Source organism: Streptococcus toyakuensis, from assembly GCF_024346585.1.
Lineage (GTDB): Bacteria > Bacillota > Bacilli > Lactobacillales > Streptococcaceae > Streptococcus > Streptococcus toyakuensis.
Map to the genome: position 1 here is coordinate 978,626 of NZ_AP024523.1, position 13,096 is coordinate 991,721.

Consider the following 13,096-nt stretch of genomic DNA (forward strand, 5'->3'; position numbering starts at 1 on the left):
AGGCATATTTTTGGTATAATAATACCCATGGAAAAGCAAGAAAATGAATAGTAGGTGGAGATGGAAAAGTATTTATCGGTAACAACTTTGACCAAGTATCTGAAAATGAAATTCGATAAAGACCCTTACTTGGAACGGGTCTATTTAACTGGTCAAGTTTCCAACTTTCGTAAACGACCTACTCACCAATATTTCTCCTTAAAAGATGACCACGCAGTCATTCAAGCGACCATCTGGTCTGGAATTTATCAGAAATTAGGTTTTGACCTGGAAGAAGGAATGAAAATCAATGTGATTGGACGTGTGCAGGTCTATGAACCAAGTGGTAGCTACTCCATCATCATTGAAAAGGCAGAGCCTGATGGAGTTGGTGCGCTTGCGATTCAGTTTGAACAACTCAAGAAAAAATTGACAGAAGAAGGCCTGTTTCAAGAACGTTTCAAGCAACCTCTGCCCCAATTTTCTAAGAGAATTGGTGTAGTAACCAGTCGCAGTGGAGCCGTTATTCGAGATATTATCACGACCGTCAGTAGGCGATTTCCAGGTGTCGATATTCTGCTCTATCCGACCAAGGTTCAAGGTGAAGGTTCTGCGGAGGAAATTGCTCGAAATATTGCGCGTGCTAATCAACGAGACGATTTGGATTTGCTGATTATTGGTCGTGGTGGAGGTTCCATAGAGGATCTCTGGGCTTTTAACGAGGAAATTGTGGTACGAGCTATTTTTGAGTCTCGTTTGCCAGTTATCTCTAGTGTGGGGCATGAGACAGATGTGACTTTAGCAGATTTTGTGGCAGATCGCCGCGCTGCGACGCCAACAGCTGCGGCTGAACTGGCAACACCTGTGACCAAGTTGGATTTATTAACTCATTTGCAAAATCAGGAAAAACGAATGGCAACAGCAGTCCGAAATGTCCTATCTAAGAAACAAGAAGCTTTGAAAAAATGCAGTCAGTCTGTTATCTTTAGACAGCCAGAGCGCTTGTATGATGGCTATTTGCAACGCTTGGATCAGCTGCAACTGCGCTTAAAACAAAGTTTGCGAACACGGATTTCTGATAACAAACAAGTCGTCCAAGAAAGGACGCATCGACTGGTACAATTATCACCTGTTACTAAAATACAACGTTATCAAGATCGTCTTGGTCAGTTGGACAAGCTCCTCCGTAGCCAAATGGCTTTGGTTTATGATGCCAAGGTTACTGAGGTGAAACGACTTTCGGAAGCCTTGCTGATGTTGGATACCAGTCGAATCGTGGCGCGTGGCTATGCTATTGTCAAAAAAGAAGAGTCCGTAGTTGATTCGGTTGAAAATTTGAAGAAAAAAGACCAAGTGACGCTTTTGATGCGAGATGGTCAAGTAGAATTAGAGGTTAAAGATGTCAAAACAAAAGAAATTTGAGGAAAATCTAGCAGAACTGGAAACCATTGTCCAAAGTTTGGAAAATGGTGAAATTGCTCTGGAAGATGCGATTGCTGCCTTTCAAAAGGGCATGATCTTGTCAAAAGAGCTCCAAGCGACGCTGGACAAGGCTGAAAAGACCTTGGTCAAGGTCATGCAAGAAGACGGAACAGAAAGTGATTTTGAATGAAAAAGCAAGAAAAATTAGCTCTTGTTGAGTCGGCTTTGGAAGACTTTTATGGAGACCAGCAGTTTGCCTCTAGTTTGCGAGAGTCTGTTCTCTATTCCATTCATGCTGGTGGCAAGCGTATTCGGCCTTTTCTCTTGTTAGAAGTTTTGGAAGCCTTGCATATTGCAATCAAACCTGCTCATGCGCAGGTGGCTGCGGCCTTGGAAATGATTCATACAGGGAGCTTGATTCATGATGATCTTCCAGCTATGGATGATGATGATTACCGTCGGGGACGTTTGACCAATCATAAGAAATTTGGTGAAGCTATGGCCATTTTGGCTGGAGATGCTTTATTCCTAGATCCTTATGCTTTGATAGCGCAGGCAGATTTGCCAAGTCAGATCAAGGTGGACTTGATTGCCAACTTATCTCTTGCTTCAGGTAGTCTGGGTATGGTGGCAGGGCAGGTTTTGGACATGGAGGGTGAACACCAAATTCTGACTTTGGAAGAACTTCAGACCATTCATGCCAATAAGACTGGAAGACTACTAGCCTATCCCTTCCAAGCTGCTGCTATTATAGCCGAATTGTCACCTGAAATGCAGGTGAAGCTGAAAACTGTTGGTGAATTGATTGGTCTTGCTTTTCAAGTTCGAGATGATGTGTTAGATGTGACCGCCAGTTTTGAGGAAATCGGCAAGACGCCACAAAAGGACCTGCAGGCAGAAAAGTCAACCTATCCAGCCTTGTTGGGCTTGGAAGAGGCTATTGCCTTTTGTAACCAAACCTTGGACCAAGCTAATGCCAAATTAGAAGATATTGCCCAGCAGGTTCCTTTTGAGATAGAATCGATTGTGAAAGTAGTAGAAAGTTTGAGAATCAATGGCTAAGGAAAGAGTGGATGTACTAGCTTATAAACAGGGCTTGTTTGAAACGAGAGAGCAGGCCAAACGTGGTGTCATGGCTGGCCTAGTCGTAGCAGTCCTTAATGGAGAACGGTTTGACAAGCCAGGAGAGAAAATCCCAGATGACACCGAGCTAAAACTCAAGGGGGAGAAACTCAAGTATGTTAGTCGTGGTGGCTTGAAACTGGAGAAGGCCTTGCAGGTCTTTGATTTGTCAGTGGAAGGAGCTACAACGATTGATATCGGTGCCTCTACTGGAGGTTTTACCGATGTCATGTTGCAAAATGGTGCCGAGTTGGTCTTTGCAGTCGATGTTGGTACCAATCAGTTGGCTTGGAAATTACGCCAAGACCCACGGGTTGTCAGCATGGAGCAGTTCAATTTCCGCTATGCTGAAAAGACTGATTTCGAGCAGGAACCGAGCTTTGCCAGTATTGATGTGAGTTTCATTTCCCTCAGTCTGATTCTTCCAGCCTTGCACCGTGTCTTGGCTGATCAAGGTCAAGTTGTAGCTCTGGTTAAGCCCCAGTTTGAGGCCGGACGTGAGCAGATTGGAAAAAATGGAATCATTCGTGATGCCAAGGTCCATCAGAATGTCCTTGAATCTGTCACAACAATGGCAGTAGAGGAAGGTTTTTCAGTCCTTGGCTTGGACTTTTCTCCCATCCAAGGTGGTCATGGAAATGTTGAGTTTTTAGCGTATTTGAAAAAAGAAGAGTCAGCAAGCAATCAGGTTCTTGCTGAAATTGAAGAAGTAGTAGAAAGGGCGCATAGTCAATTTAAAAATGAATAAAAAAGAGAGACTTGAAAAAATTAGACGATTTGTGACAGATTATCAAATCGGTACACAAGAAGAAATTGTAGAACACTTGAAAGAAGCAGGAATCACTGCTACTCAGGCAACGGTATCACGGGATATCAAAGAACTAGGTATTGTCAAAATTCCTTTGAGAGACAACACCTATGTCTATGAATTGCCAAAATCAATCGTAAAAAGTTTGCAACTGGCTGAAGACAATATCGAATCGGCTGAATTGATGGATAAGATGATTAATCTCCAAGTCATCCCAGGAAATACTGCTTTTGTAAAAGCTCAGTTAATCGAGACTTTTGCGGACAAGATTTTTAGCTGTTTGGCTGATGATAGTTCGATTTTAGTCATTGCCAGAAGTGAAAATCTAGCTGAGGAAATCTTTGAACAAGTAAAAAATTGGTAGGTCTATATGTTACTTGAAATTTCGATAAAAAACTTTGCCATTATTGAGGCTATTTCCCTCAATTTTGAAAAGGGAATGACTGTCCTGACTGGTGAAACGGGTGCAGGGAAGTCGATTATCATTGATGCCATGAATATGATGTTGGGAGCTCGTGCTACGACAGATGTTATTCGTCATGGTGCGCCAAAGGCAGAGATTGAGGGGCTTTTCTCAGTTGAGAATAGTCGCCTTTTACAGGAAATTTTTGATGAGCAAGGTTTGGAAATGGGGGATGAGATTATCATCCGTCGGGAAATTCTGCAAAATGGTCGTAGTATCAGCCGTGTCAATGGTCAGATGGTTAATCTGTCTGTTTTGCGCGCTATTGGGCAACATCTGGTAGATATTCATGGTCAGCATGACCAAGAGGAGTTAATGCGTCCCCAACTGCATATTCAAATGTTGGATGAATTTGGTGATACAGGCTTTTGGGCCTTGAAAGAAACCTATCAAACGAGTTTTGATGCCTATCGAAAAATGCGTAAGCAGGTTCTGGAAGTCAAGAAAAACCAACAGGAACACAAGGCACGTATTGAAATGTTGGAATTTCAAATGGCAGAGATTGAGGCAGCAAACTTGCAAGCCGGAGAAGATCTGGCTCTCAATCAGGAGCGTGATAAACTTCTCAATCATAAAAATATTGCGGATACGCTGACTAATGCCTGCAGTATGTTGGACAATGAAGATTTTTCAAGTCTGGCCAATGTTCGTTCAGCCATGAATGACATGGAAAGTGTCGAAGAGTATGACCCTGAATACCGTGAAATTTCAAGCTCTTTGTCTGAGACCTACTATGTCTTAGAAGATATTAGCAAACGTCTGGAAGCTATTATAGAGGACCTTGATTTTGATGGTAATCGTCTCATGCAGGTTGAGAACCGCTTGGACCTCCTTCATACCATTACCCGTAAGTATGGTGGGACTGTAGACGATGTCTTGCTTTATTTTGCCAAGATTACGGAAGAATACAATCTCTTGACAGGCAATAACCTTTCGTCTGAGGAGGACATGGAAGCAGAGCTCAAGAAATTGGAAGTTAATCTTGTCGATTTGGCAGGTCAGCTTGCCTCTGCTCGTCATGACTTGGCTCAGCAGCTAGAAGCAGATATTAAACAAGAACTGCAAGACCTCTATATGGAAAAAGCTCAGTTTCAGGTTCGTTTTAGCAAGGGCAAATTCAGTCGTGAGGGAAATGAAATGGTTGAGTTTTATATTTCAACCAACCCTGGCGAAGATTTTAAACCCTTGGTCAAGGTTGCATCTGGTGGGGAATTATCTCGTCTCATGCTAGCCATTAAGTCTGCCTTTTCACGTAAAGAAGGTAAGACGAGTATTGTCTTTGATGAAGTGGATACGGGAGTTTCAGGTCGTGTTGCCCAAGCTATTGCACAGAAGATTCATAAAATTGGTCAGCATGGGCAGGTTCTAGCTATTTCCCATTTACCACAAGTGATTGCGATTGCGGATTATCAATTCTTTATTGAGAAGATTAGCAATGACCATTCAACAGTTTCGACTGTTCGTCTCTTGACGGTTGAAGAGAGAGTGGAGGAAGTTGCCAAGATGTTGGCTGGTGATGATGTGACGGAAGCAGCCCTGACGCAAGCCAGAGAATTGTTGAGAAACAGGGAGAAATAAGATGACAGACTATTATGTAATTGGAGATGTTCATGGAAAAGCTGGGATGCTGGAAGACCTTCTCAAAACATGGGATGGTCAGACCCAGTTGCTCTTTCTAGGGGACTTGATTGACCGTGGCGAAGATAGTCGCCGTGTCCTAGAGATGGTTAAGGACTTGGTGGACAATCAAGGGGCTATCTGTTTGTCAGGGAACCACGAGTATATGTTTTTGACATGGCTCGATAACCCAGAAGAAAGCTATGACCATTATCGTCGCAATGGTGGAGATACAACCATTAACTCTATCCTAGGTCGTCCCTTGGATGCACCAGTTGATGGAGTTGAGGATGCCAAGCGTGTTGCTACTGAAGCGGCAGACTTGGTCGAATTTATTCGTCAAATGCCGTTTGTGGTAGAGACAGACAAGTATATCTTTGTTCATGCAGGTATTGATTTGACCTTGGATGACTGGCATGAAACCACAGATTATAAAAAAGTTTGGCTTAGAAAACCATTCCACGAAGCCGAAAATTATACTGGAAAAATCATTGTCTTTGGCCATACACCGGTCTATGGTTTGTTAAAGCAAGAGCGAGGTACAGCTGAGCTTTGGACTACAGAAGATGGCAAGATTGGAATGGACGGAGGAGCTGTTTATGGTGGTGTCCTTCACGGGATTGTCTTTACTGACCAAGGAATGACAGAACATCACTTTATTGAGAATGACGGCTTTGTCGCTGAAGATTAGTACTCCTAGCAGGGTATGGTCTTGTCAAAATGTCAAAAACAATTTATAATAAATAGATACCCTGAAAGGAAGAGAATCATGAACTTAGAAGAATTGAAAAAACGACAGGAGAAGATCCGTAACTTCTCTATTATCGCCCATATTGACCATGGAAAGTCGACTCTAGCAGACCGCATTTTGGAAAAAACAGAGACGGTTTCAAGTCGTGAAATGCAAGCTCAGCTTTTGGATAGCATGGATCTAGAACGGGAACGTGGGATTACCATTAAGTTGAATGCCATCGAGCTGAATTATACTGATAAAGATGGGGAAACTTATATTTTCCACTTGATTGACACGCCGGGGCACGTAGACTTCACCTATGAAGTTTCACGTTCGCTAGCTGCCTGTGAGGGAGCGATTTTGGTCGTCGATGCTGCCCAAGGGATTGAGGCCCAAACCCTTGCCAACGTTTATCTGGCCTTGGACAATGATTTGGAAATCATGCCAGTCATTAATAAAATTGACCTGCCAGCTGCAGATCCTGAGCGCGTGCGTACTGAGATTGAGGATGTCATTGGTTTGGATGCCAGTGAAGCAGTTTTGGCTTCTGCCAAGGCTGGTATCGGTATCGAGGAAATCCTTGAGCAAATCGTAGAAAAAGTACCAGCTCCAACGGGTGATGTGACGGCGCCACTTAAGGCTTTGATTTTCGACTCAGTTTATGATGCTTACCGTGGGGTTATTCTCCAAGTTCGTGTCATGGATGGGGTGGTTAAACCTGGCGATAAGATTCAGCTTATGAGCAATGGCAAGACTTTTGATGTGACAGAAGTTGGTATTTTTACTCCGAAAGCAGTTGGTCGTGATTTCCTTGCGACTGGTGATGTTGGTTATATTGCAGCTTCTATCAAGACGGTTCAGGATACGCGTGTGGGTGATACCGTTACCTTGGCAACCAATCCTGCGGCAGAGCCATTACATGGTTACAAGCAGATGAATCCTATGGTCTTTGCGGGTCTATATCCTATCGAGTCAAACAAGTACAATGACCTACGTGAAGCCCTTGAAAAATTGCAACTGAATGATGCTAGTCTTCAGTTTGAACCAGAAACATCTCAGGCACTTGGATTTGGTTTCCGTTGTGGTTTCCTTGGACTTCTCCACATGGATGTTATCCAGGAACGTTTAGAGCGTGAGTTCAATATTGACCTCATCATGACAGCTCCGTCTGTTATTTACAAAGTTAATTTGACCGACGGTGAGTCTATGGATGTGTCTAACCCATCTGAGTTCCCAGATCCTACCAAGATTGCGACCATTGAAGAGCCTTATGTTAAGGCGCAAATCATGGTACCACAGGAGTTCGTCGGAGCAGTGATGGAGCTAGCTCAGCGCAAGCGTGGGGACTTTGTGACTATGGATTATATTGATGATAACCGTGTCAATGTTATCTATCAAATTCCACTAGCTGAAATCGTCTTTGACTTCTTTGATAAGCTTAAGTCTTCGACGCGTGGTTATGCAAGTTTTGACTACGAATTGTCAGAATATCGCCCATCTAAGCTAGTGAAAATGGATATCCTTCTCAACGGAGACAAGGTGGATGCCCTTAGCTTTATCGTTCACAAGGATTTTGCTTACGAACGTGGAAAACTCATCGTTGATAAACTTAAGAAAATCATCCCTCGTCAACAATTTGAAGTACCAATCCAAGCAGCTATTGGACACAAGATTGTAGCTCGTACGGATATCAAGGCCCTTCGTAAGAACGTACTTGCTAAGTGTTACGGTGGTGACGTTTCTCGTAAACGCAAACTCCTTGAAAAACAAAAAGCTGGTAAGAAACGCATGAAAGCTATTGGATCAGTAGAAGTTCCACAAGAAGCCTTCCTTAGCGTCTTGAGCATGGATGAAGAATAAGTTATCATAATTGTTTTTCTTGTTCACAGGAAATTTACATAAGAATCAATAGTAAAACAGGCTTAAATAGGCCTGTTTTTTTGCATTTATAATAGGATTAAATCGTTTAAAGTGTTTGTTTTAAATGTTTGTTTTGATTGTAAAGATAAAAAATAAACAAAATAATCAAAAAAAGGACAAAAAACAACAAAAAAATATTGACAACGATTTCATATAGTGTTATACTTATAGCATAAAGTTAATGGAAAGAAGGGAAAACCTTATGGGATTAGATCATTTCTTTGACAAAAACCTTGTGTTTTGCTTAGAAGCGGATAATCAAGAACATCTCTTTGATCAGGTCGCAACTTTATTGGAAGAACGAGAAATCGTGACTCCGACCTATCGTGAAGCCCTGATCACGCGTGAAAAGTCATTTCCAACTGGCTTAGATATGGAATTTTTGGGTAAGGATTTGCCGAATGTGGCTATTCCTCATACAGATATTGTTCATAATCTAGCTGAAAAAGTTGTGGTCGTTCGATTAGATAATCCAGTGACCTTCCACAATATGATTGCACCAGATAAGGAAGTAGAAGTATCCTTACTCTTCTTTATCATTAATAACTCAAGTTCAAGTCAAACGAACATTCTTGCTCAGTTGATGGACTTCTTTACTGGAAATAGTCATCTTGAAGACCTATCAAAAATTTCTGAACCAGAAGCCCTCTATGCTTATATTGCTGAAGCAATTGCTTAATTTTGTCTATTAAAAATATTAAATCGGAGGAAATCCATATGATTAAAATTCTTGCTGCCTGCGGTGCAGGTGTTAACTCAAGCCACCAAATTAAAAGTGCTCTTGAAGAAGAACTTTCAAACCGCGGTTTTGATGTTCACTGTGATGCAGTTATGGTAAAAGACGTTAATGAAGACCTTATCAAAGGTTATGACATTTTTACACCAATTGCTGCAACAGATCTTGGTTTTGACCCAGGTATTCCAGTTATCGAAGCTGGACCAATCTTATTCCGTATCCCAGCAATGAGTGCTCCAGTATTTGATAATATTGAAGCAGCTATCAAAGAACACGGGTTAAGCTAATTTTAATTTGTTAACATTCATATAACTATAAAAAGGGAGGAACTATTATGGATGTCATTATCGAACTAGCCAATAAGCTGTTCAAACCTATCTTGGATATGGGTGGGCCAATCATCATGCTGATCATTTTGACAGTATTGGCTCTACTTTTTGGAGTGAAATTCTCCAAAGCACTTGAAGGTGGTATCAAACTTGCCATCGCTCTTACTGGTATCGGTGCTATCATCGGTATGCTGAATGGTGCTTTCTCAGCATCACTTGCAAAATTCGTTGAAAATACTGGTATTCAATTGAACATCACTGACGTTGGTTGGGCACCACTTGCTACAATCACTTGGGGATCTGCTTGGACACTTTACTTCTTGCTCATCATGTTGATTGTCAACGTAGTGATGCTTGCTATGAAGAAAACTGATACACTTGACGTTGATATCTTCGATATCTGGCACTTGTCTATCACAGGTCTTTTGATTAAATGGTATGCAGACAACAACGGTGTAAGCCAAGGGGTTTCACTCTTCATCGCCACTGCAGCAGTTGTCCTTGTAGGTGTTCTTAAAATCATCAACTCTGATTTGATGAAACCTACATTTGATGACCTTCTTAACGCACCAAGTTCATCACCAATGACTTCAACTCACATGAACTACATGATGAACCCAGTTATCATGGTTTTGGATAAGATTTTTGAAAAATTCTTCCCAGGTCTTGATAAATATGACTTTGATGCTGCTAAATTGAACAAGAAAATCGGTTTCTGGGGATCTAAATTCTTCATCGGTTTCATCCTTGGTATCGTTATCGGTTTGATGGGTACTCCACATCCAGTTGCTGGCGTAGAAGATGCAGCAAACTGGCAATTAGTTATTAAAGGTTGGTTGTCTCTTGGTTTGACAGCCGGTGTATCTTTGGAACTCTTCTCACTCATCGGTTCATGGTTCATCGCTGCCGTAGAACCACTTTCACAAGGTATTACAAACGTTGCTACTAAACGTCTTCAAGGACGTAAATTTAATATCGGTCTTGACTGGCCATTCATCGCTGGTCGTGCTGAAATCTGGGCTTGTGCCAACGTACTTGCACCAATCATGTTGATCGAAGCTGTGCTTCTTTCAAAAGTCGGAAATGGTATCTTGCCACTTGCAGGTATCATCGCTATGGGTGTTACTCCAGCTCTCTTGGTTGTAACACGTGGTAAATTGCTCCGTATGATTATCTTCGGAACACTCTTGTTGCCACTCTTCCTTCTTTCAGGTACACTTATCGCACCATTTGCAACAGAACTTGCTAAAGGTGTAGGTGCCTTCCCAGCAGGTGTGAGCGAAACTCAATTGATCACTCACTCAACTCTTGAAGGACCAATCGAAAAACTTCTTGGTTGGACAATTGGTAACACTACAACAGGTGATATCAAAGCAATCCTTGGTGCTGTAGTCTTCCTTGTATTCTATATCGGTATCTTTGCATGGTACAGAAAACAAATGATCAAACGTAACGAAGAGTACGCAGCAAAAGCAAAATAATGCGCTCCTATAAAATGTAAATTGTTAAAGCTAGGTTGTCATTTTCCTGATAGGAGTGACAGCCTAGTTTTTTATAAACTATCAAGAAATCGGAGAAAATAATGGTAATTGAATTAAAATCAGAACAATTAAGAGTTGAATTTAACAGTTTTGGTGGGGCTCTTTCTTCTATAAAAGATACTGAGGGACTGGAGTATTTGTGGCAAGGGCATGCCACTTATTGGAGTGGACAAGCTCCTGTTCTCTTCCCCATTTGTGGTTCTTTGAGAGAGGATACAGCCCTCTATATAGATGAGAAGGGGCAAGAAAGCAAAGGAAAGATTCCTCGTCATGGTTTGGTTCGTAAGAAAGAATTTGAATTAGTTGAACAGACAGATAATAGTGTAACTTTTGCAATTGAAGACGATGAGAATAGCTATCAGAACTACCCTTATTATTTCCGCCTAGAAATCACTTATAGCCTTACTGGCAAGACAGTACGAACTCAATACAAGATTTTCAATAAAGAAACTAGCAAGGTCATGCCTTACTTTATTGGTGGACATCCAGGATTTAATTGTCCTCTACTGGATGATGAAGTCTATGAAGATTATTATCTAGAGTTTGAGAAAGAAGAGACTTGCTCTGTTCCACGTCCTTTCCCAGAAACGGGTATGCTGGATTTTCAAGATAGAAGTCCATGGCTAGAGGGTCAAAAAGAATTAGACCTCAGCTATGATCTTTTCAGTACAGATGCAGTCACCTTAGATGAATTGCAATCTAGAACAATTGCGCTTCGTTCTCGGAAACATGATAAGGGATTGAAAGTGCACTTTACAGAGTTTCCAAACCTCATTATATGGTCAACTTTGAATAAGGGTCCTTTCATTGCTTTTGAACCCTGGTCAGGCTTGTCAACATCCCTTGAAGAAGGAGATCATCTAGAAGATAAGAAGAATGTTTGCCTCCTAGAACCTGGTCAAGTGGATCAAATTGGTTTTGATATCGAAATTTTTTAATTAAAAAAACACAAAAACAAACATTAATTGTTGACTTTTTTAAGAAATAGGAGTATATTATGTTTGTAAGCAACAAATGATGTTTGTCACAAACAAACGATCACTTGTTATATTCTCTTTCGTAGAGAAAGATTATTTCTAGGAAGCTGGTTTCCTAAACTTGAATAAGGTGTCATTCATCTCATTCAATCCTATTTGTCAATAAACTGCTAGAAAGCTTTTTGTAGGTAATACTCAATGAAAATTAAAGAGCAAACTAGGAAACTAGCCGCAGGCTGTACTTGAGTACGGCAAGGCGACGTTGACGCTGTTTGAATTTGATTTTCGAAGAGTATAAACTGCTAACTATAAAAGGTTTTATTAGCCTAGAAAAATAAAAGGAGTATACAATATGTCTATTGTTATCGGTGCAGATGCTGCAGGTTTGAGATTGAAAGAAGTTGTGAAAGACTTCTTGGAAAAAGAAAACTTCCACGTTGTGGATGTTACAGCTGAAGGTCAAGACTTTGTTGATGTGACTCTTGCTGTTGCTGCAGAAGTAAACAAAGAAGAACAAAACCTTGGTATCGTGATTGATGCTTATGGAGCTGGTCCATTTATGGTCGCAACGAAGATCAAAGGAATGGTTGCTGCAGAAGTATCTGACGAACGTTCAGCTTATATGACTCGTGGTCACAACAACTCACGTATGATCACTATGGGTGCACAACTTGTTGGTGATGAATTGGCTAAAAACATCGCTAAAGGATTTGTTAACGGTAAATACGATGGTGGACGTCATCAAATCAGGGTCGATATGTTGAACAAAATGTGCTAATACTCTTCAAAAATCAAGATAATCTGTCGTCAGCTCACTTTAGCTAACCTCAGTTATGCTCGCAGCTCGCTTCCTAAGCTAATCTTGATTTTTCTTGAGTAAGGATAAATGATATTAGATTTATATAATTAATCGGAGGGAATAACTAATGAGAATTGCAATTGGATGTGATCACATCGTAACAGATGAAAAAATGGCGGTTTCAGAATTTTTGAAATCAAAAGGATATGAAGTCATTGACTTTGGTACCTATGACCATACACGTACTCACTACCCAATCTTTGGTAAAAAAGTAGGGGAAGCTGTAACTAGTGGTCAAGCTGATCTTGGGGTATGTATCTGTGGTACTGGTGTTGGTATCAACAACGCTGTAAATAAAGTTCCAGGTGTCCGTTCTGCCTTGGTTCGTGATATGACAACAGCCCTTTATGCTAAAGAGCAATTGAACGCTAACGTTATCGGATTTGGTGGTAAGATTACTGGTGAATTGCTCATGTGTGATATCATCGAAGCTTTCATCCATGCTGAATACAAACCATCTGAAGAAAATAAAAAATTGATTGCGAAAATTGAACACCTTGAAAGTCACAATGCTCAACAAACAGACGCAAACTTCTTCACTGAATTCCTTGAAAAATGGGATCGCGGAGAATACCACGACTAAGAGGTGA

At 41.1% G+C, this 13,096-nt stretch carries 14 protein-coding genes; all 14 read left to right on the plus strand.

What is annotated here, in order from left to right; all coding sequences use genetic code 11:
• Positions 1-60 precede the first annotated feature (60 nt).
• The 14 genes from xseA (at position 61) to lacB (ending at position 13,089) form a co-directional block, all read left to right on the plus strand.
• Entirely contained in the window at positions 61-1,401 is a 1,341-nt protein-coding gene (gene xseA, locus STYK_RS04950; RefSeq protein WP_261805347.1) for an exodeoxyribonuclease VII large subunit, read from the plus strand.
• On the plus strand, positions 1,379-1,591 hold the full coding sequence (locus tag STYK_RS04955) for an exodeoxyribonuclease VII small subunit (protein ID WP_033629613.1): 213 nt from the start codon (positions 1,379-1,381) through the stop codon (positions 1,589-1,591). Before xseA ends, STYK_RS04955 begins: the two co-directional genes overlap by 23 nt.
• On the plus strand, positions 1,588-2,463 hold the full coding sequence (locus STYK_RS04960; protein WP_261805348.1) for a polyprenyl synthetase family protein: 876 nt from the start codon (positions 1,588-1,590) through the stop codon (positions 2,461-2,463). The genes STYK_RS04955 and STYK_RS04960 overlap by 4 nt, the downstream gene beginning before the upstream one ends.
• Positions 2,456-3,271 carry a TlyA family RNA methyltransferase gene (locus STYK_RS04965; protein WP_261805349.1) on the plus strand — a complete coding sequence of 272 codons (816 nt, stop codon included), beginning with the start codon at positions 2,456-2,458 and terminating at the stop codon, positions 3,269-3,271. Before STYK_RS04960 ends, STYK_RS04965 begins: the two co-directional genes overlap by 8 nt.
• Entirely contained in the window at positions 3,264-3,695 is a 432-nt protein-coding gene (locus tag STYK_RS04970) for an arginine repressor (protein WP_049499393.1), read from the plus strand. Before STYK_RS04965 ends, STYK_RS04970 begins: the two co-directional genes overlap by 8 nt.
• Before the next feature lie 6 nt (positions 3,696-3,701).
• Positions 3,702-5,372, plus strand: coding sequence for a DNA repair protein RecN (gene recN, locus STYK_RS04975; protein WP_261805350.1), 1,671 nt, complete (start codon positions 3,702-3,704; stop codon positions 5,370-5,372).
• A 1-nt stretch (position 5,373) separates the two neighbouring features.
• Positions 5,374-6,102 (plus strand): metallophosphoesterase family protein, encoded by a 729-nt coding sequence (locus STYK_RS04980; protein ID WP_261104563.1) that lies wholly within the window; start codon positions 5,374-5,376, stop codon positions 6,100-6,102.
• A gap of 78 nt (positions 6,103-6,180) precedes the next feature.
• A complete protein-coding gene (gene lepA, locus STYK_RS04985; RefSeq protein WP_261805351.1) occupies positions 6,181-8,004 on the plus strand; it encodes a translation elongation factor 4 in 1,824 nt (607 codons plus the stop codon).
• Between the two features lie 262 nt (positions 8,005-8,266).
• Positions 8,267-8,743 carry a PTS sugar transporter subunit IIA gene (locus tag STYK_RS04990; RefSeq protein ID WP_033685008.1) on the plus strand — a complete coding sequence of 159 codons (477 nt, stop codon included), beginning with the start codon at positions 8,267-8,269 and terminating at the stop codon, positions 8,741-8,743.
• Positions 8,744-8,781: 38 nt separating this feature from the next.
• Positions 8,782-9,087 (plus strand): PTS sugar transporter subunit IIB, encoded by a 306-nt coding sequence (locus STYK_RS04995; protein ID WP_000590547.1) that lies wholly within the window; start codon positions 8,782-8,784, stop codon positions 9,085-9,087.
• A 47-nt stretch (positions 9,088-9,134) separates the two neighbouring features.
• The gene (locus STYK_RS05000) at positions 9,135-10,610 is read left to right on the plus strand and encodes a PTS galactitol transporter subunit IIC (RefSeq protein ID WP_000382513.1); all 1,476 of its coding nucleotides are present in this window, start codon (positions 9,135-9,137) and stop codon (positions 10,608-10,610) included.
• Between the two features lie 101 nt (positions 10,611-10,711).
• Entirely contained in the window at positions 10,712-11,608 is an 897-nt protein-coding gene (locus STYK_RS05005; RefSeq protein ID WP_261805352.1) for an aldose 1-epimerase family protein, read from the plus strand.
• A gap of 391 nt (positions 11,609-11,999) precedes the next feature.
• The gene (lacA, locus tag STYK_RS05010; protein ID WP_000029277.1) at positions 12,000-12,425 is read left to right on the plus strand and encodes a galactose-6-phosphate isomerase subunit LacA; all 426 of its coding nucleotides are present in this window, start codon (positions 12,000-12,002) and stop codon (positions 12,423-12,425) included.
• Between the two features lie 148 nt (positions 12,426-12,573).
• Positions 12,574-13,089, plus strand: coding sequence for a galactose-6-phosphate isomerase subunit LacB (gene lacB / locus STYK_RS05015; RefSeq protein WP_001216910.1), 516 nt, complete (start codon positions 12,574-12,576; stop codon positions 13,087-13,089).
• Positions 13,090-13,096: the final 7 nt, after the last annotated feature.